The sequence below is a fragment of the Kocuria sp. WRN011 genome (genome assembly GCF_002295155.1).
GTDB classification, from domain to species: Bacteria; Actinomycetota; Actinomycetes; order Actinomycetales; family Micrococcaceae; genus Kocuria; species Kocuria carniphila.
Genome location: NZ_NSGI01000009.1, coordinates 79824 through 98214 on the forward strand (window position 1 = coordinate 79824; position 18391 = coordinate 98214).

An 18391-nucleotide genomic window follows, 5' to 3' on the forward strand; every position below is an offset into this window, starting at 1 on the left:
CCCTTGTGAAAGGCAGCACCGTGAGGGATTCCGAAGCACCGTCCACCGATGCGCAGCCGGTACTACCCGGAGGGGCTTCTCGAGTGGCCGTCATCATCACCGGAGTGCTGGCGGCTGCCGCCCTCGCGTGGTCCTTGCGCATCGAGGCGGGCGATCCGTGGTTCTACCCGGCCACTTTCATTCTGGCGGCGATCTATATCGTGGGCAGCCTCGTGGCGGTTCGGTTGGTGGGCAGCAGGTTTCGATGGCATGCCTCCCGGCGCGGGATTCGCGACGCCGTGGTGGGCGGTGTGCTCCTAGCTCTCGTTTTCTTCGCGGGTGCCTTCTTGGTGCGGTTCATCCCGTTCCTCCGCGACCCCGTGGACGAACTCTTGGACTACGCCCGCGTGGGCAGCCTGGTGTTCGTGCTGATCACCACCGCGGTCAATGGCGTTGCGGAGGAGATGTTTTACAGAGGTGCCCTGTGGAGGGCCGTGAAGCCGGGATACCGAATGGTCGTGACCACGGTGCTGTACACCGCAGTCACCGCCCTGGCCGGGGTGCCACTGCTGGCCTTTGCCGCCGCGGCCATGGGTGTGATGGTGGCCGTGCTGCGTGAGCGGACCCAGTCGCTGACGCCGCCGATCATCGCCCACCTGATCTGGTCGCTGACCATGCTTTTGGTGTTGCCGCAGGTGGTTTAACGAGCTATCGGCCACTTAGGCTCCGGAACAGGTCCGCATATCTTTGACGAGCAACAGCCGAAAGCTGACTTACAGTGAGATCTCGATCAAGTACCCCGTTTGCGCGATCAAAGCTCTCTGGGTTGTCCGCATCGAAGGCTCCCTGGCGTGAGTCCCCCGTTGCGTGGGATTCCGGGTCGTTTGTCATCTCATAAGGCTGCCAAATTTCTGCGTCCGCGAATAGATGCTCGAATGGTCACCTCGATGGAACATACTCAGGCCTCGGACTCAGTCCAACTCCAATGACCTCATCACCCCGATCCGCTCGATAAAGCTGTCGTCGTGACTGACCACCAGCAGCGCACCCTCGAACGCGGTGAGCGCATCCACCAACTGATCCACCGACCGCAGGTCCAGGTTGTTAGTGGGCTCGTCCAGGATGAGCAGCTTGGGAGCGGGTTCAGAGGTCAGCACCCGCGCCAACGCAAGGCGCAGCAGTTCACCGCCGGACAGTTCACCCATTCGCTTGTCAGACTGCGCACCTCGGAACAGGAATCGAGCGAGCGTTTCGCGGCACGCATGCTCGGTTGCCGCTGGGTTGGCCAGCTGCAGCTCTTGAACCAAAGTGAGCTCCGGACGTTCCACGGTTAATCGCTGCGGGACGTACCACACCGGGGTGATGCAGTAGCGCACGGTCCACGGGGCGACACCCGCTAGATCCGCATCGCGTGGCCCCTCGGCGGAATCGGCGGAATCGGCCGTCCACGCGACCACTCGTTCAAGCAACGTGGTCTTCCCGGAACCGTTCCGACCGGCCAGCCGCACCCGTTCCGGGCCGGCCATATCGAGCCGTTCGGTGTCACCATCGGTAAGGGATCGCTCCAACTCCAGCACCTTGGTCCCATTGGCCACGACGGTCTGGGGCAGCTGAACGCGGATGTGCCGATCCGCACGCAAGGCATCCCGAGCTTCAGCTGCCGCAGCAGCGGCCGTCTTCTCCCTGTCGGCTAGGATGCCGCGTAACTTACCCGCCTGAACCTGAGCCGACATCGCATCGTTGCCCATGACCATGCCGGGCTTACGCTTTTGTCGCTTGAACTTCTCGCCCCGGGTCACCCGATGGCTCAGCTTGGTCTCCTCTTCGACACGCTCCCGCTTCTGCTTCTTGGCCTCAGCCTCCGCGCGAGAAACTTCGCGCAGCGCCGCCTCCTGTTGGGTGGCCAGGTAGGTCTCGTACTCGCTGTACGTGCCACCGAACTCGGTGAGCCGCCCGTCCCGCAGTTCCACGATTTGATCCACGAGCTCCAACAGTTGCCGGTCGTGGCTCACGATCAACAGCGACGCCTTCCACCCCCGCACGGTCGCGAACAGGTCCTCGCGTGCGGCGGTGTCCAAATTGTTGGTGGGCTCGTCCAGCACGGTCAGTTGCGCCCGCCGCAGCACCGCTCCGGCCAGCGCAGCCCGCACGATCTCACCGCCCGACAGCTCCGCAACGCACCGTGCCAGGTCGGTGGGAAGCCCGCGCGCGGCCAGTTCCGCCTGCGCGCGCTCCTCGATATCCCAGTCATCGCCGACGACGTCGTACTCCGCCTCCTCCACACTGCCCGCCTCGATCGCGCGGAGACTTTTCAGGATGCGGTCGATACCCAGAAGTTGGGCCATCGTCCATTCGGATTTCGCGGTGACGTCCTGAGGGACGTGCGCGATGCTGGCTGCGCGGTGTAGCGACCCTGCCGTCGGGGCGAGTTGTCCCGTGAGGACTCGCAGCAGCGTGGACTTGCCGCTTCCGTTGTCGCCGACCAGCCCGGTAACTCCTCGCGGAACGGAACCGGAGAGATCGGTGAAGCACTCCGTGCCATCAGCCCAGGTGACGCCGAGGCCGCTAAAGGTAATGAGTGTCTGTTGTGAATGGGTCATGTGGATCTCCTGAAAAGAAAGAGGATGATCCGCTGCCGCGCCATGAAATGGCCCTCAGCAACCGCCTACGAAAGGCGAGCAAGAAAGAGAAGGGTCAGAGCGGCGTCGTCAATTAAGGAACGAAAGCGTGAAGAAGCGCGTGCAGCGGCGGGCTCAGAGAGAACCGGCAAGCTTCACAGCGCACACCTTTCGTGGACAACAAGACCCGAGAAGCGTAACCCCGGGCCGGCGAGAAATCTAGTGCTCCGCTTGGCCTGCGGGGCGGGTGAACGCGAGCCACATGGTGGGAATGACCTTCTGATCAGTGATTTCACCCATGGCCATGCGGTCGGTCAGCTGACCGCTGTAGCTGGTGAGCATGAGTCGGGTCATGTCGGACGCAGGGATCGTGAACTCCAGGTGTTGGCTCTCCGCTACGCGGCCCAGCGCGTTTTCAACGGCGCCGTAGAGCTTGTTGCGCAACGGTCGGACGACATCGCGAACTTCACTCGAGCGGAATGCTGCGAGGAACAGCTCGAGGCGGACGGCCTGCACGTTCATGTTGGACGACTGGTCCGTGACGCCTTCGATGATGCGGGTGACGACCTCCTCGGTGCCGGCGTCGGAGTCGAGCCACTGCTCCAGTTCCGAGTCGAGGCGCTCGATCAGGCTTTCCACCAGGTTCTCGAAGACCGCCACCGCCAGATCCAGTTTGGTCGCGAAGTTGGAGTAGAAGGCTCCGCGCGTGAAGCCGGCGGCCGCGCACAGCTCGCCGATGGAGGCGCCGTCGATCCCCTTCTCGGCGAAAACCCCCGCCGACGACGCCACGAGCCTCCTGCGCGTGGCCGTCCGGGACCGCTTGTCCGCGTCCTCGTCCGTTCCGTGTGACGTCTGGTCAGTCACTTTTACTCGCTCCCTCTTGCCGCCTCGATACATCAGTGTATCGTGAATGTGAAAACTCGATACAGTAATGTATCCAAATCACATTCAGGGGAACTATGGCAGACGGCAAACTAGGCGCGCGCGCCTCTCATCAAGCAGCGGGGCGGCAGCGCGGACCGTTCTATTCGGCAACGTTCTGGGCGCTTCCGGCGGTGGTCATCATGGTCCTGGCGGTCCTCGGAACGGCCCTGTATCTGGGTGGGTTGTCCAATCCGGCAGGTCACCTCAAGGACTTCCCGGTGGCCATCGTCAATCAGGATCGCGGGGCGGACGTGCCGCGAGAGGGCGGTGGAACCGAGAAGCAGAATTACGGTCACCGCATCGAGGACGGTTTTGCATCCGAGGCGGGTAAGGATGAGCGGCTGGATCTGCGTCGGCTGGATTGGGATCAGGCGCAGGACCAATTGGAGCGCGGCGAGCTGTTCGGAGTGGTGGTCATCCCGGAGTCCTTCTCGGAGGACACGGTGAGCATGGTCAGGGGCTCTCTGACGCAGGAGTCTGCGGCTCGGCCGGAAATCACCCTGTACACGGACCCGCAGGCAGGTTCTCTCGGGACTCGGATCGCCACGGAGGCTGTGCAGCCGGGGCTGGAGCAAGCCAGCTCCACGATGGGTGAATCACTTGTGAAATCTGCGCAGTCCGCCCAGCAGCAGGCCTACGAGCAGGTGCTGTCGGAACTCGAATCGCAGCAGGATCAGCAGTCCGAAGAACTGGCCCGGTCGGCTGCGCAGGGCGGTCCTGCCGTGCAGCAGTTCGCGCAGCAACTTCAGGAAGCCCAGGCCAACACTCCCAAGCAGGTGGCGGATCAACTAGCACCCAAGGTCAGCTCCGTCTCAACGGATCTGTTGCGGGATCCGGTGAACGTGGACACCAAGCCCTATCAAGAGCTTGAAGAGGGCACAGCGTTGGGGATGGGCGCGTTCTACTACGCGATTATCCTGCTGGTCATCGGTCTCTCCGGGTCCATCGCCGTCAATGTTCTGATGGATGCCCGCATGGGCATGGCGCCGTTCGAAATGGGTCCGCTGTTCCGAGACTTGCCGCGCGTGGGTCTTCCGCGGTGGTTGAACTTCCTGATCAAGTGGGGCCTGTTCACCGTGGCAGCAGGACCCACCTCAGCCCTGATGCTGTGGGTCGCCGCAGGCGTGGGCATGCCGGTGCCGCATGGCCTGGCGCTGTTCTTCGCGGGCTGGCTGTCGCTGTCCGCAGTCTCTGCCGTGGTGTTCGCGCTCATCACACTGGGCGGCTCGGCAGGCATGTTGATCTCGATGGTCTACCTGGTGTTCATGGGGCTGCCGACCGCGGGCGCCGTGGTGCCGTTGCAGGCGGTGCCGGACTTCTTCCGGATCATCGCCCCCATTGAGCCGCTGCATCACATCTTCATGATGGTGCGATCGCTTCTGTACTTCGACGCCAATGCGGATGCCGGGTTGCGGTCGGGGCTGATCGGGATCTCTCTGATCCTGCTCGTCGCCGTTGTTGTGGCACTGATGGCGGGGTGCGCCTATGACCGCAAGTTTGGTCACCGCGGTTCTCGCGGGCCCGGCAAGCATTCTGCGGGCCACGGGGAGTCGCAGGCCACAGATGCTGCGGAAGCTGGAGGTCAGCCGGTGGTGAAGAGTGGGGAAAACCTCAATGCAGTGGTGGGCTCCGGACTTTAGGCTGGAGCTAACGGGAAACCCCCGCACCCTCCACCGCCGGTGGATCACAACCTTGACGGAGATGCCATGAGTTACGAACCGCAGCAACCTCGCCCGGACTACCGCTCCGGCGGTGCCGGCGGCTACGACAACTACGACACCCACCGCCGGACCGGTTCCAGCGGTCCTCAGAACGATGAAAAGACCGTGGCCATCCTGACGCACCTGTCGGGACCCATTGCCGCCATCATCTCGGTGGGTTGGCTGGGCTTCCTGGGCCCGTTGATCGTGTGGTTCATCTACAAGGACAAGAGCCCGTTCCTGCGTGCCGCATCCGCCGGCGCGTTCAACTTCAACGTGACCCTGTGGATCATCAACGTGATCGGTTGGATCTGCATCTTCACGGTCATTCTGATCCCGGTTGGATTCATCTTGATCGCCGCCTACTGGGTGTTGCTCCTGGTCTGCCATATCGTGGCCGCCGTTCGTGCCAACAACGGTGAGGTCTACCGCTACCCGATGCAGTTGCCCATCCTGCGCTGAGTGTGGTGAGCGGCGGCTTGTTGGCCGTAGCTCTGAGACATCAAAAAGCCACTCCGGTTCAACCGGAGTGGCTTTTTCGTGCCCGTGATCTTGAGGGTGGCCGAGGGATGCCCGAATTCAGCTTCGACGGTTGCCAGGGTGCGATTCAGCGGGCGGGGGCTCCACGCAGCAGTGCAGCCCTCCGTTCGAGTGGCGGCCAAGTTGTTGAACAATCCCTTGCTCGAATTGTTGAACAACCTGTAGTCTTCCGGCAACACGTCAATCTGTGACCCCAGTCACCCCGACCCATCGGATGAAGACATGTCGACAGCAGCACCCCGGTCCGGGCAGCCCGACCAGCCCTCTCAATCCGGTGGCAAGCCGGTCAAGACGAACTCCGGCGGCCACCGCACCGCGCTGCTCGGTGCCATGTTCCTCATGGCCACCAGCGCCATCGGCCCCGGATTCATCACCCAGACCACCGTGTTCACGGTCCAGCTCGGAGCGGCGTTCGCGTTTGCGATTCTGGTGTCCATCCTGGTGGACATTGCCGTGCAGCTGAACGTCTGGCGGGTCATTGGCATCTCCGGTCAACGCGCGCAGGAACTCGGCAGCAAGGTCCTCCCGGGCGCGGGCATTGCGCTGGCGGCGCTGGTGTTCGTGGGTGGAGCCGTGTTCAATATCGGCAACATTGCCGGAACCGGGCTCGGACTCAATGCGATGCTCGGGCTGGATCCGAAGATCGGCGGCGGCATTTCCGCTGCCATCGCGATCCTCATCTTCCTCTCCAAGCGAGCCGGCATGGCGCTCGACCGGATCGTGGTGTTGCTGGGCGCCGTCATGATCCTGTTGATGCTCTATGTGGCCATCGTTGCTGCCCCTCCCGTGGGTGTGGCGCTCAAGAATACGGTGCTCCCCGAGGAAATCGACTTCCTGGTGATCACCACGTTGATCGGCGGCACCGTAGGTGGCTACATCACCTACTCCGGTGCGCACCGCATGATCGATTCCGGTGTGAGCGGTGTGGAAAACGTCAAGCAGATCAGTCGGAGCTCCGTTCTGGGCATCCTGGTCACATGCATCATGCGTGTGCTGTTGTTCCTGGCGATCTTCGGCGTGGTGGCCGGGGGAGTGGCACTGACCAGCGACAACATGGCCGCCGAAGCATTCGGTGCAGCCGCCGGAGAGATCGGCGTGCGGATCTTCGGCGTGGTGCTGTGGGCCGCGGCCCTGACGTCCGTGATCGGCGCGGCCTTCACGTCCATCTCCTTCGTGACCACGTCCTCCGGCAGCCCGCGCACCCGAAACTTGTTGACCGTCGCCTTCATTTTCGTGTGCACCGTTGCCTACCTCTCACTCGGTCAGGCTCCGCAGACCCTGTTGATCTTCGCGGGGGCGTTCAACGGCCTGATCCTCCCGTTCGGTTTCGCCATCCTGCTGTGGGTCGCCTGGCGCCGCCGGGATCTGTTGCACGGGTACGTGTATCCCACGTGGCTCCTGGTCATTGGTGTGCTCGCGTGGCTGCTCACCCTGTTCCTCGGCTGGAACTCCCTGGCCGGGCTCACCAAGTTGTGGAGCTGACGGACATGAAAACCACGGACCACGTAGACCTGGCACGTCTCACACCCCGAGAGGCCAGGGAACGATTCCGCCGCGGCCTGCTGCGTCCCACGTCCGGAATCTCCGCCGGATACGCGCAGGCCAACCTCATCATCGTTCCGCGTGAACTTGCTTTCGACGTGCTCTTGTTCGCCCAACGCAACCCCAAACCGTGCCCCGTCCTCGGGGTGTTGGACGCGGGGGAGACCACCGGCGAGCTGCTCAAGGACGGTGACATCCGCACGGACCTCCCGCAGTACGTGGTCTATGAGAACGGCCGCGACATCGCCCGCCCCACGGACATCACCGAGTACTGGCGTGACGACCTGGTCACCTTCATGGTCGGCTGTTCCTTCACGTTCGAGGACGCCCTGCTGAACAACGGCATCCGCATGGCACACAACGACCAGGACGTGAACGTTCCCATGTACCGCACCAACCGGCGCTGCGAACCGGCGGGGTCTCTCTCCGGCCCGCTCGTGGTCTCGATGCGTCCGGTTCCCGCGTCACAGGTGGCCGACGCCGTTCGCGTCACCTCTCGCTATCCCGCCGTCCACGGCGCTCCCGTGCACGTGGGCAACCCCGAGGAGCTGGGAATCAACGACATCAACCAGCCGGATTTCGGCGACCCCGTCCGGATCGAGCCGGGTCACATCCCCGTTTTCTGGGCGTGCGGTGTGACACCGCAGGCGGCCGTGATGGAATGCCGGCCGCAGTTCGCGATTTCTCACGCACCGGGGCACATGCTCATCACGGACGCCAAGGACTCCGACTACCAGGTGCCCTGAACCGCTATTCCACGTGGTCCAACAACTGTGCTTCCGCGAAACTCAGATACTCCCGCAGTGATTCGGCAGCCCGTTCGCGTTCACCGGCCTCCAGCAGCCGCAGCAGTTCGGCGTTGCGGTCCACGTAGTCCCCGTGGAAACCGGGATCCGTGGACATCGAGTGGAACATGAGCCGCATGCGCGCCAGCAACCGGTCCATGGTCGTGACCAGGGTGTCCGAACCGGTCAGATCCATGAGCCCGCGGTGGAAACGCTGATTGGCGTCAGCCATGCCCATAATGTCCCCGGCCGCACGAGCAGCCCGAGCCGCCTCGATCACAGACCACAACCCCGTGAGCACCTGCTCCGAACAGGAGCCCCACAACACCGCCCCCGGCTCGATGATCCGCCGCGCGTTGTAAATCTCCCGCACATCGCCGGCAGTCGGATGTGCGACGAAGACCCCGCGATTGGGCACGCGATCAACCAGCGACTCCTCCGCCAGCATTGTGAACGCCTCGCGCAGCGTGTTCCGCGAAACGCCCAGTTCCTGGGCAATGACGTGTTCCGACAGCTTGGTCCCGGGGGCCAAATGCCCTCCGGAAATGCGCTCGCGCAGCCGGCCTGCCGCGAGTGCGCGCGCCTGCGCGCGGTGCGCACCGAGCGGCGTCGGCGGGCCGTGGACGGGGGCAACCGGTGCCGAGGGGGGTTCGAGTGCGAAGTTACTGGTCACCGGCCCATCCTCTCACCGCGCTAGGCGATCTCGCCCAGCGCCTGCCCCTTGCGGACGGCATCGCCCTCGTTCGGCTCGCCACGAGTCAATGTGCCGGAGCGATGCGCGCGCACGGGAGTCTCCATCTTCATGGCCTCGAGCACGAGCACGGTGTCGCCCTCGCTAATGTTCGCGCCGTCCTCCGCCGCCCACTTCACGACCGTCCCGTCCATGGGCGCGGCCAGCGTGGTGTCCGAGGCTCCATGTGCGGTCGACGCCGCCACCGCCTCACCGCCCGCGCCGGCACCACCGCCGTGCAGCAGCGCCTCCACCATGGCGGTGGGGAGTCCGAGCTGCACGGCCTTACCGTCGAGATCCACGGTCAGGGTGGTGCGCTCGGCGGCGCCGGAGGTCACGTACGGGGACGCCTCCAGCTGCTGCGTGAACGCATCCTCGATCCACGTGGTGTACACGCCCAGCTCATCGGGAGAGGTGAAATCGAGGTGCTCCACCACCGCGCGGTGGAACGGTGCCACCGTGGGCAATCCCTTGATGCTCAGCTCCGCCAGGGCAGCCCGGGAGCGCCGCAGTGCCTGCTGCCGGTCCTGACCCCAGACAATGAGTTTGGCCAGCATCGAGTCGTAATGGGGTGGCACCACGGAGCCGGAACGGACACCGGTGTCCACCCGGATTCCCGCGCCGGTGGGAGTCTGGAAGACCTCCACGGTCCCGGGCGTCGGCAAGAATCCCAGTGCCGGATCCTCCGCGTTGAGCCGGAATTCAAAGGCGTGCCCGCGCGGTGCGGGGTCCTCGGTGATGCTCAGGGCCTGCCCGTCGGCCACGCGGAACTGCTCGCGCACGAGGTCCACCCCGGTGGTCTCCTCGGTCACGGGGTGTTCCACTTGCAAGCGCGTGTTGACCTCCAGGAACGAGATCAGCCCGTCCGGAGCCACCAGGTACTCGACCGTGCCCGCGCTCGTGTAGCCGGCCTCGCGACAGATGTCCCGGGCCGATTCGTGAATGGTCCTCCGCTGCTCATCGCTCAAGAACGGCGCCGGAGCCTCTTCCACGAGCTTCTGGTTGCGCCGCTGCAGCGAGCAGTCGCGGGTGCCCACCACGGTCACGTTGCCGTGGGTGTCCGCAATGACCTGGGCCTCCACATGGCGCGGCTTGTCGAGGAAGCGCTCCACAAAGCATTCACCCCGTCCGAACGCGGACGTCGCTTCGCGCACCGCTGCGTCGAACGCTGACTCGACCTCGTCCATGGTGCGTGCAATGCGCATCCCACGGCCACCGCCGCCGAAGGCCGCCTTGATGGCGATCGGCAATCCGTGTTCCTCGGCGAACGAGCGCGCCGCGGTTGCGTCCTCGACGGGCCCGTCCGTGCCCGGCACCAAGGGGGCGCCGGTGCGAACGGCGATCTCGCGAGCCGTCACCTTGTTGCCGAGGGTGCGGATGACCTCGGCGGACGGGCCGATCCAGGTGAGGCCGGCGTCGGACACGGCCTGGGCGAAGTCCGCGTTCTCGGACAGGAACCCGTAGCCGGGGTGCACGGCGTCCGCATTCGCGCGGTCGGCCACGTCGAGCAGAGCCTCGATCTTGAGATAGGTGTCCGCGGAGGATGAGCCGGGCAGGGCGTAGGCCTCGTCGGCCATGCGCACGTGGACGGAATCGGCGTCGGGTTCGGAGTAGACGGCCACCGAGGTCAGCCCCGCATCCGTGCAGGCCCGGGCAATGCGGACCGCGATTTCCCCGCGGTTGGCGATCAAGACCTTTTTCATGCTGACTCTCCTGAGGTTTCGGGTGCGTGCGCGGGGCGGGGTGCATCAACGAGCGTGAACCGGACCGCAGACCCCGGTGGAAGCTGTGCGGCCAGCGACAGGTCCTCCGGGACAACCACGCCGATCACCGGGTAACCGCCGGTCACGGGGTGGTCGGCGAGGAACAGGACCGGAACCCCGGAGTGGGGGACCTGCAGCGATCCCGTGACCACGCCCTCACTGGCCAGCTCGCCGGTGATGGCGCGTTCCAGGGCCCGCCCGTCCTCGGGTGTCTCGAAGCGCACGCCCACGCGGTTGGACTGGCTGCTGACCCGCCACTGCTGACGGGTGAGGGTCTCGAGCGCGGCCGGGGTGAACCAGTCGCCGCGGGGTCCGGTGGTCACGCGCAGCACGGTGCGTCGGCCCGGTTCGGGCAGGGTGACCGCCGGGGCCTCGGGGCGTCCCACCGGGCGCGATGCCGCGGAGCGCACCTCGATCACGCTTCCTGCGGTCAGCGCTTCCGGGCCGATCCGCGAAAGCACGTCCGTGGAGCGGCTGCCCAGCACCGTGGGCCCGCCAAAACCACCGCGCACCGCGAGGTAGGTTCGCAGGCCGGTGTGCGGGGTGCCCAGGGTGAGGGTCTCGCCGTCGTAGAGGGCAAAGGGAATGTCCCGGGGGAGCGGGTTCTCGCCCTGCTGACCGCTGACCGTGGCGTCCACGGGGGCGCCGGACAGCGCCAGCACGTGGTGGCCGCGCGCGGTTACCGACAGGCCACCCAGCAGAGACTCAATGACCGTGGCACCGGACTCGTTGCCCACCATGCGGTTGGCCTGCGCTGCGGACACGTGATCCGCCGCGCCGGACGCAGGCACACCCAGGTCTCCGAGGCCGGGGCGGCCCAGGTCCTCCAACATGGACTGCATCCCGGGGTCCTTGACCACGAGAGCCTGCGCGGGTTCCACGGAGCCCTCGGCGGGTGCCGCCGGGGGCACCGCCACCTGCTCGCGCACCGCGCGGTAGCGCACGGTGTCCCCGGGGCGGATGAGCGCGGGTTCGTCCCGGCCCAGGTCCCAGAGTGTGGCGTTGGTGCGGCCGATCAACTGCCAACCGCCCGGTGAACGCTGCGGGTACACGGCGGAAAACCGCCCCGCCAGCGCCACGGATCCGGCGGGCACCGCGGTGCGCGGGGAATCCCTGCGCGGCACCTCGAGCGGATCCCCGGGGGCCACGAGATACGCGAACCCCGGCGCGAAACCGCCGAACGCGGCCGTCCATTCCGCACCCGTGTGCGCCTCGATCACGCCGCGCTCGCCGAGCCCGGTCAGCTCGCCCACATCGGCCAGGTCCTCGCCGTCGTACACCACGTCGATCTCCACGGTCTTACCGGTCGCCGCGTCGGTATCGCCCAGGCGAGCGGTGACGACGTCGCTCGCGGCCTTGTGCGCGGCCGCGGGTGAAGAGAAGGTCAACAGCACCGTCTCGGCTGCGGCGAGAACGTCCAACTGACTGGAATACGGATGTGCACTGAGATGGGCGTGCCAGCGCATGACGTGTTCGAGGGACGCGCACTCGATCAAGAAGGCCCGCGTCCCCGCCCAGCGGAGGGAGACCGTCGACGGCGCAGCACCGGTGGGCGGATCCTGGCTCATACGAACGACCGGACCTGCACGCCGGCGCGCTCCAGGCCCGCGCGAACCTCCGCGGCCATTGCGGCGGAGCCGGGGGTGTCACCGTGCACGCAAATGCTCTCGGCCCGGATCCGTACGGTGGAACCGTCCACGGCGCTCAAGGTGCCGTCCTCGGCCAGGCGGATCATGCGTTCGGTGACCTCCGCCGGGTCGTGCAGGATGGCGCCTTCTTCGCGGCGGGAGACCAACGTGCCCTCCGGCGTGTAACCGCGATCCGCGAACGCCTCGGCCACCGCGCGCAGTCCGGCCTGCTCGGCCTTCTTGAGGGCCACGGATCCGGGTAGGAGCAGCAGCGGAAGGTCGCCACCGAAGGCCTTGACCGCATCCACCACGGCCTGGGCATGGACCTCGTGATGCACGATCGTGTTGTAGAGGGCGCCGTGCGGTTTCACGTACTTGATCTTGGTGCCCGCGGATCGAGCCATCGCCTCGAGAGCGCCCATCTGATACAGCACATCGTCCGCGAGCTCCTGCGGGGAGCAGTCCAGGAAACGTCGACCGAAGCCGGCCAGGTCCCGGTAGGCCACGTGCGCGCCCACGGTCACACCGGCGTCGACGGCGTCCCGGCAGGTTTGCGCCATCACGCTCGGATCACCGGCGTGGAAACCACACGCCACGTTGGCGGAGGAGACCGACCGGAAGATTGCGGCGTCGTCGCCCATGCTCCAGTTGCCGAGCGACTCGCCCACGTCGCTGTTCAGATCGATGATCGTCATGCGTGACCTCCGTCTCATTGGTGAGTTCCAGAATGCCCCACTGGCGGAGATTGTTCAACAATTACGGCCGGTTACTCCGATTCCACCACGTTCGGGAGGTGGGCGACCGGCGCGATCACCACGTCGCGAATTTTCCAGTCCTGGTCGAACAGCGCATTCTCGGCTGCTTCGAGACGTTCGGGCGTTGCAAGCTCCAGGGACGTGGGGATGACGAATCCTTCGATCTGGAACACTTGGCCCTCATCACGGAGGCGCACATTGGCCGCACGCACCCAGTCCAAGTTCTGCAGGAACTCCTGTGCATCGTTGATGAGCGGGTGGGGTTTCTTGTTGTCCACCGTGGTGGGCCGACCATCCATGAGGCCGGATACGGCAGCGGAGAGGTTGGTGGCGCCGTCTTTCACGATGGACGTGGCAATCACGATTGCCGCCGCGGCATCCGCCCACCACAAACCCAGGCCGATCCCTGCAATGCCCACAATGGCGGCGAACGAGGTCATCCAGTCCGCCTTGTTCATGTCGGCGTCCGCATAGAGCACCTTGTTGTGCAGTGGCTCGGCGAGCTTGAGTTTCATACGCCCCAGGATCACGGGCGGGATGCCGGTGACCAAGAGCACCAAAATCATGAGCCACCCCAGCCAAATGGTGTGGCCGAACAGGTTGATGCCGCCGATGGTCGGGTGTTCGACCGTGATCAGTTTGATCAGCGCGTCCACGATCAAGTAACCGCCCATGACGAACAGGGCGGTTCCCGCCACCAGGTGGGCGATGCCGATGGCACGGTGATAGCCGAACGGATGTTTGGCGTTGGCGGGTTTGCGGGTGACGCGCACGCCGATCAGAAAAGCGATGGGCGGAACCATGGACAGCATGTCTTCGATCCACGCCGTTTTCATAGCCTGGGAATTGCCCATCACCAGAAAGACCAGAACCACCGTCACACTCAGCATGCCCAGGGTGGCCCACTCCAGGCGCACCGCTTTTTGCACCGCGCGGGAGATCTCATCGGGCAGGTGCTCGTTGTCCGCGGGGCTTGCCATGCGCTTCACGACTGGCCTCCGCTGCTCTGCAGGAACTGATCGAGTTCCAGGAGGAAGGCGTTCTCACCATTGACCACGGCCATGACGTGCTTCTCGGTCTCGCCGTACGCGTTGACTGTTTCCTTGTAGGGCCGAGTCAGGCCCACTTTCTTCTGCCATTCCGTGTCCATGGTCATCCCACCGATCAAGAGATCCAGTTGACCGTGCTCCATCTCCGTGACCAGGTGTTCCTCGCTCGCGGTGGTCCATTCAATGCGCGCACCTAGGGTGTCGGCGAACTCTTCCACCAGGCGCACTTCATCACCGGTGGGCTCACCACCCTCGACGGATACAAAGGGCTCATCATGAGTGGCACCCACGCGCAGGACTCCGTCGGTCACCCGGTCCAGGGTGCCGTGGGGATCGGCCGGGTAATGGGTCACGCAACCGGTCAGGGACATAGCGAGAACCAGGAGCACCGTCAGCCTCCTGATGACCTTTTTCATGGCAACACCATAAGCCAAAGTGCCCTTGCCCACATCCGGAAACTTTCCGTGGAATAAATCTCGCGTCGGGTGCATTATGTAGGTAGTTCAAATTTGAAAGACCAACGGAACGGGCCGGCGGGACTACCGCAGCGGCGTCGTCAGCCACGACACAGGAGGCATCCATGCAACTCGGCATCTTCACCATTGGTGACGTCACCATGGACCCCACCACCGGCAAGACCCCCAGCGAGCACGAGCGCATCAAGGCAACCGTGGCGATCGCCAAGAAGGCGGAAGAGTTGGGCATGGACGTATTCGCGACCGGCCAGCACCACAACCCGCCGTTCGTGGCTCCCGCCAACCCGCCCATCCTGATGGCGCACGTGGCCGCGCAGACCAAGAACATCCAGCTGTCCACCGCCACCACGCTGATCACCACCACGGACCCGGTGCGCATCGCCGAGGACTACGCCTACGTGCAGCACCTTGCCGACGGTCGCGTGGATCTGACCATGGGTCGCGGCAACACCGGGCCTGTGTACCCCTGGTTCGGCAAGGACATCCGGCAGGGCATCCCGTTGGCCGTGGAGAACTATCAGCTGCTGTACCGCCTGTGGCACGAGGAGAACGTGGACTTCTCCGGTCGTTTCCGCACTCCGTTGCAGGGTTTCACCGCAACCCCGCGCCCGTTGGACGATGTGCCCCCGTTCGTGTGGCACGGCTCCATTCGATCCCCGGAGATTCCGGAGCAGGCCGCGTTCTACGGCGACGGTTTCTTCCACAACAACATCTTCTGGAACAAGGAGCACACCGAGCGCATGGTGGACTTCTACCGTCAGCGCTACGAGTACTACGGTCACGGTTCCTACGATCAGGCGATCGTGGGCCTGGGTGGGCAGGTGTTCATACGCAAGAACTCGCAGGACGCCAAGCGTGAGTTCCGCCCGTACTTCGACAACGCACCGGTCTACGGCCACGGCCCGTCCATGGAGGACTTCACGTCCCAGACCCCGCTGACCGTGGGCTCGCCGCAGGAGGTCATCGAGCGGACTCTGTCCTTCCGTGACTACGCCGGTGACTACCAGCGTCAGCTGTTCCTCATGGACCACGCCGGCCTGCCCCTGAAGACCGTGCTCGAGCAAATGGATCTGCTGGGCGAAGAAGTCTTCCCGGTGCTGCGCAAGGAATTCGACGCGCTGCGCCCGGCTCACGTGCCCGAGGCTCCGACCCACGAGTCCCAGGTGGCCCGTCACAAGGCCGGCAAGGACCCGATCCCCGGTGGCGGCCCGGAGCCCCGGCGGCCAAGGACCGCACCAAGCAGGCGGCAGCCGCTCAGCGCGAGCACGAGAACTCCAAGTAATTCCCCACCGTCAGCAGAGAGAAGGACACCATGACTGATCGTTTGACCCTCGCGGTGGTGACCGCAGGGCTATCGGAAGACTCCACGACCACCCGCTTGGGTGAGGCGATCGCGAAGGCCGCGAGCGGCGTCGTCGAACACGCCGGACAGCACGTGGAGATCAAGGTCATTGCGCTGCGCGATCTGGCCCACGGGCTGACCGACATGATGATCACGCACGTGGCCTCCCCGGCCGTGCAGGACGCGATCGACACCGTGCTCACCGCGGACGGTCTGGTCGCGGCCTCGCCCACGTACAAGGCGTCCTACTCCGGGCTGTTCAAGCAGTTCTTCGACGTGATCGACGAATCTGCCCTGGAGAACCTGCCCACCGTGGTTGCCGCCACGGGCGGGTCGCCGCGCCACTCGCTGGTGCTCGACACCGCCCTGCGCCCGCTGCTGAGCTATCTCAAGGCGCTCGTGTTGCCGCTGGGCATTTACGCGGCCTCCGAGGACTGGGGGCGCCAGGACCTGCAGCGGCGCATCGACCGCGTGGGCGCCCCGCTCGCGGCTGTCATGCTGGCGGGGTCGGCCGGTGGCGCGTCCGGTTCGCTCGACAACGACGCCGCCCGCCCCGGTCTGCGCCGCGAGGTCAAGGACGAGTTCAGCAACGTCCCCGATTTCGCGAGCCTGTTGGCCTCGGTGGGATCGTGAGCGACACGGTGAGGTGCGCGTCCGAGCCGTCCGAGGCCGCGATGGATTCGGGTGACGCGTCCCAGCAGGAATGGGATGCGTGGCAGCTCTACTTCGAAACCACCGCCCGGCTCACGGCGCGGATCGAGGAGCGACTCAAGGCCCACGGGTGCTCCCTCATGGACTACCAACTGCTCCTGCTGCTGTACAACGCCCCGGAACACCGCATGCGCATGGGGGAGTTGGCCCAGCGGCTCGTGTTCTCACCGTCCCGGTTGAGCTACCAGATCGGTGTGCTGGGCACACGCGGGTGGGTGGAGCGGCGTCGGGCGGAATGTGACGGCCGGGGCTGGGAGGCGGTGCTCACCGCCCACGGTGTACGGGCCTTTCGGGAATTGCGCCCCGCCCATGCGCGCGACGTCCAAGAACTGTTCTTCTCCGCCCTCCACGGCGACGACGCCGCTCGCCTGGCCGAGCTGATGCGTCGGGTGAGCGGGTTGCTGGGTTAGCCCCCGCTTCCCGCGGGGGCTGGCCGCCCGTCACCGCGGGCGCGTGCCATCTGATGCGGCCTTACTGCGCGGTAGCAGGCCCTACCGTGTAGTAAAGCGGCATCAGATGGTTTCGGAGTTCAGGAGCCGACGTTCCTGCGACCGGCGCGCTCCGCGAAGTCGTCCAGAGCTCTCACGACAGCTGGGACCACCCACACTTTTTGGCCCCGTACCTTGATGGACCGCTCTGCTCGTAACAACCCGGCTTCGGTCAGTGAATCCACCGTGCGGTAGGCGGTTGCTTTCGAGATGCCGGCGATGTCTTCCACCATCCCTGCCGTAAAGGCGGGTTCCGAGCAGCACAACTCGGCAACCGCGCGCAGTGGTGCGGTGACGCGGCGTCGGGAATCCAGGACCTGCCTGTGGAAGGCGCGGATGTCGTTGATCAGCTGATCCGCGTTAGCAAGCGACCCCAGAACGGCATTGGAGAAACACGCCACGATGGAAGCTGGGTTTCCGGTCCGGTAGTCATTCAGTGCATCGATGTAATCGTCGATGTCGTGGAGCAATCCCGAGGAAATAGGAATGGTGACGTTCTGCACCGTCCCACGGGCCCGGAGGAGCGAGGACACGATGGCCCGCCCGGTCCGCCCATTGCCATCGGTGAAAGGGTGGATGGTTTCGAACTGGGCGTGGGCGATGGCCGCCTGAACAGTGGGATCCAGGTCGCGACGGTGCAAGAAGTGGATCAAGTCCTCAATGGCAGGGGGAATGCGAGGATACTCAGGCGCCACATATGCAGCGGTGACCGGTGATTCGCCACCGATCCACACCCATTCCTTCCGATATTCACCCGCATCGTGCTGAACGCCCGCGGTCAACACGCGGTGCATGGTGAGGATGGCGTCGGAATCCAGGCGAGAAGCGGCGTCAACGGCAGCGCGCATGGCCGCTACGTTGCGGGCCACCAACTCTGCATTTCCGCCGACGTGTGCTCCCACGGCAGCCAAGGACAGCTTGCGAGCATGAACGGTGAGGTTCTCGATTTGGGAACTTGTCGCAGACTCGCCGCGCAAGAGGACCGCTGCGAACGGCAGCGAGGCCAATCCGCCCGACTCCCGGTCGAAACTCAACATTGCGGCCGTGGCATTGTGCGCGGACGCGTGAATGCTGTGGGGGAGATCCGGAGTCAGCGAGGAGATCTGGGGGGCGACCGCCGCCGCAAAATTCCCGGTGTTCCGAATCCGTGCGCGATGAGATGCCATGGGGTCGCGGTGATCCCAGCGGTGGGTTTCGTGGCCGATCGCGGGCCAAGTGGCTGCGGACATGGGACTCCTTATTGAGACTGTTAACAACAATTATCTCAATAAAGGTCTTACTGAGACAATCATGCGTTCTGGTCTCAATAACGGACATAGGCACGCTGTTGTCCTGGCGATGGCACGCCCTTCGGACACCGG

The 18391-nt window shown here is 65.0% G+C and carries 17 protein-coding genes; 8 read left to right on the forward strand and 9 right to left on the reverse strand.

The genetic code is table 11. The features are described 5' to 3' along the window. The first annotated feature begins 20 nt into the window (after nt 1–20). Nucleotides 21–683, forward strand: a complete 663-nt coding sequence (locus CKW39_RS12860; RefSeq protein WP_254049414.1) for a CPBP family intramembrane glutamic endopeptidase — start codon at nt 21–23, stop codon at nt 681–683. 267 nt (nt 684–950) lie between these two features. On the opposite strand, the gene CKW39_RS12865 is transcribed toward CKW39_RS12860, so the two are convergent. Continuing rightward, nucleotides 951–2579, reverse strand: coding sequence for an ATP-binding cassette domain-containing protein (locus tag CKW39_RS12865; protein ID WP_095798518.1), 1629 nt, complete (start codon nt 2577–2579; stop codon nt 951–953). Nucleotides 2580–2816: 237 nt separating this feature from the next. Next, the gene (locus CKW39_RS12870; protein ID WP_095798519.1) at nt 2817–3461 is read right to left on the reverse strand and encodes a TetR/AcrR family transcriptional regulator; all 645 of its coding nucleotides are present in this window, start codon (nt 3459–3461) and stop codon (nt 2817–2819) included. Nucleotides 3462–3556: 95 nt separating this feature from the next. Between CKW39_RS12870 and CKW39_RS12875 the strand changes: the two genes are divergently transcribed. The 4 genes from CKW39_RS12875 to CKW39_RS12890 all read left to right on the forward strand — a co-directional run bounded on the left by CKW39_RS12875 (nt 3557) and on the right by CKW39_RS12890 (nt 8049). Continuing rightward, the gene (locus CKW39_RS12875) at nt 3557–5161 is read left to right on the forward strand and encodes an ABC transporter permease (RefSeq protein WP_095798520.1); all 1605 of its coding nucleotides are present in this window, start codon (nt 3557–3559) and stop codon (nt 5159–5161) included. A gap of 66 nt (nt 5162–5227) precedes the next feature. Then, nucleotides 5228–5683 (forward strand): DUF4870 domain-containing protein, encoded by a 456-nt coding sequence (locus CKW39_RS12880; RefSeq protein ID WP_173674331.1) that lies wholly within the window; start codon nt 5228–5230, stop codon nt 5681–5683. A gap of 300 nt (nt 5684–5983) precedes the next feature. After that, the gene (locus CKW39_RS12885; protein ID WP_254049415.1) at nt 5984–7243 is read left to right on the forward strand and encodes an NRAMP family divalent metal transporter; all 1260 of its coding nucleotides are present in this window, start codon (nt 5984–5986) and stop codon (nt 7241–7243) included. Nucleotides 7244–7248: 5 nt separating this feature from the next. Beyond that, complete coding sequence (locus CKW39_RS12890) at nt 7249–8049, forward strand: putative hydro-lyase (protein WP_095798561.1); 801 nt, start codon at nt 7249–7251, stop codon at nt 8047–8049. 4 nt (nt 8050–8053) lie between these two features. On the opposite strand, the gene CKW39_RS12895 is transcribed toward CKW39_RS12890, so the two are convergent. The 6 genes from CKW39_RS12895 to CKW39_RS12920 form a co-directional block, all read right to left on the reverse strand. After that, on the reverse strand, nt 8054–8761 hold the full coding sequence (locus CKW39_RS12895) for a GntR family transcriptional regulator (protein ID WP_095798522.1): 708 nt from the start codon (nt 8759–8761) through the stop codon (nt 8054–8056). 20 nt (nt 8762–8781) lie between these two features. After that, on the reverse strand, nt 8782–10521 hold the full coding sequence (locus CKW39_RS12900; RefSeq protein WP_095798523.1) for a biotin carboxylase N-terminal domain-containing protein: 1740 nt from the start codon (nt 10519–10521) through the stop codon (nt 8782–8784). Then, entirely contained in the window at nt 10518–12149 is a 1632-nt protein-coding gene (locus CKW39_RS12905; protein ID WP_095798524.1) for a 5-oxoprolinase/urea amidolyase family protein, read from the reverse strand. The genes CKW39_RS12900 and CKW39_RS12905 overlap by 4 nt, the downstream gene beginning before the upstream one ends. Then, nucleotides 12146–12904, reverse strand: coding sequence for a LamB/YcsF family protein (locus CKW39_RS12910; protein ID WP_095798525.1), 759 nt, complete (start codon nt 12902–12904; stop codon nt 12146–12148). Before CKW39_RS12910 ends, CKW39_RS12905 begins: the two co-directional genes overlap by 4 nt. 71 nt (nt 12905–12975) lie before the next feature. Then, a complete protein-coding gene (locus tag CKW39_RS12915) occupies nt 12976–13944 on the reverse strand; it encodes a cation diffusion facilitator family transporter (protein WP_095798562.1) in 969 nt (322 codons plus the stop codon). A 5-nt stretch (nt 13945–13949) separates the two neighbouring features. Continuing rightward, nucleotides 13950–14429 carry an ABC transporter substrate-binding protein gene (locus CKW39_RS12920; protein ID WP_095798563.1) on the reverse strand — a complete coding sequence of 160 codons (480 nt, stop codon included), beginning with the start codon at nt 14427–14429 and terminating at the stop codon, nt 13950–13952. Nucleotides 14430–14593: 164 nt separating this feature from the next. Between CKW39_RS12920 and CKW39_RS12925 the strand changes: the two genes are divergently transcribed. Genes CKW39_RS12925 through CKW39_RS12935 form a run of 3 tightly spaced genes read left to right on the forward strand, consistent with a single transcriptional unit; the run spans nt 14594 to nt 16952 of the window. Further along, a complete protein-coding gene (locus CKW39_RS12925; RefSeq protein WP_095798526.1) occupies nt 14594–15805 on the forward strand; it encodes an LLM class flavin-dependent oxidoreductase in 1212 nt (403 codons plus the stop codon). Further along, nucleotides 15802–16464: a CE1759 family FMN reductase gene (locus tag CKW39_RS12930; RefSeq protein ID WP_095798527.1), complete on the forward strand. Its 663-nt coding sequence runs from the start codon at nt 15802–15804 to the stop codon at nt 16462–16464. The genes CKW39_RS12925 and CKW39_RS12930 overlap by 4 nt, the downstream gene beginning before the upstream one ends. A 41-nt stretch (nt 16465–16505) precedes the next feature. After that, nucleotides 16506–16952 carry a MarR family winged helix-turn-helix transcriptional regulator gene (locus CKW39_RS12935; protein ID WP_095798564.1) on the forward strand — a complete coding sequence of 149 codons (447 nt, stop codon included), beginning with the start codon at nt 16506–16508 and terminating at the stop codon, nt 16950–16952. Nucleotides 16953–17071: 119 nt separating this feature from the next. Here the strand turns inward: CKW39_RS12935 and CKW39_RS12940 are convergent, their stop codons facing one another. Further along, nucleotides 17072–18259: a Fic family protein gene (locus tag CKW39_RS12940; RefSeq protein ID WP_254049417.1), complete on the reverse strand. Its 1188-nt coding sequence runs from the start codon at nt 18257–18259 to the stop codon at nt 17072–17074. Between the last annotated feature and the right edge of the window lie 132 nt (nt 18260–18391).

What these genes read in the sequence shown, in the direction of transcription:
- CKW39_RS12900 (WP_095798523.1), bottom strand. Translation starts at nt 10,521, where the DNA reads ATGAAAAAGGTCTTGATCGCCAACCGCGGGGAAATCGCGGTCCGCATT.
- CKW39_RS12930 (WP_095798527.1), top strand. Translation starts at nt 15,802, where the DNA reads ATGACTGATCGTTTGACCCTCGCGGTGGTGACCGCAGGGCTATCGGAA.
- CKW39_RS12905 (WP_095798524.1), bottom strand. Translation starts at nt 12,149, where the DNA reads ATGAGCCAGGATCCGCCCACCGGTGCTGCGCCGTCGACGGTCTCCCTC.
- CKW39_RS12865 (WP_095798518.1), bottom strand. Translation starts at nt 2,579, where the DNA reads ATGACCCATTCACAACAGACACTCATTACCTTTAGCGGCCTCGGCGTC.
- CKW39_RS12940 (WP_254049417.1), bottom strand. Translation starts at nt 18,259, where the DNA reads ATGTCCGCAGCCACTTGGCCCGCGATCGGCCACGAAACCCACCGCTGG.
- CKW39_RS12885 (WP_254049415.1), top strand. Translation starts at nt 5,984, where the DNA reads ATGTCGACAGCAGCACCCCGGTCCGGGCAGCCCGACCAGCCCTCTCAA.
- CKW39_RS12915 (WP_095798562.1), bottom strand. Translation starts at nt 13,944, where the DNA reads ATGGCAAGCCCCGCGGACAACGAGCACCTGCCCGATGAGATCTCCCGC.
- CKW39_RS12925 (WP_095798526.1), top strand. Translation starts at nt 14,594, where the DNA reads ATGCAACTCGGCATCTTCACCATTGGTGACGTCACCATGGACCCCACC.
- CKW39_RS12890 (WP_095798561.1), top strand. Translation starts at nt 7,249, where the DNA reads ATGAAAACCACGGACCACGTAGACCTGGCACGTCTCACACCCCGAGAG.
- CKW39_RS12910 (WP_095798525.1), bottom strand. Translation starts at nt 12,904, where the DNA reads ATGACGATCATCGATCTGAACAGCGACGTGGGCGAGTCGCTCGGCAAC.
- CKW39_RS12935 (WP_095798564.1), top strand. Translation starts at nt 16,506, where the DNA reads ATGGATTCGGGTGACGCGTCCCAGCAGGAATGGGATGCGTGGCAGCTC.
- CKW39_RS12920 (WP_095798563.1), bottom strand. Translation starts at nt 14,429, where the DNA reads ATGAAAAAGGTCATCAGGAGGCTGACGGTGCTCCTGGTTCTCGCTATG.
- CKW39_RS12880 (WP_173674331.1), top strand. Translation starts at nt 5,228, where the DNA reads ATGAGTTACGAACCGCAGCAACCTCGCCCGGACTACCGCTCCGGCGGT.
- CKW39_RS12875 (WP_095798520.1), top strand. Translation starts at nt 3,557, where the DNA reads ATGGCAGACGGCAAACTAGGCGCGCGCGCCTCTCATCAAGCAGCGGGG.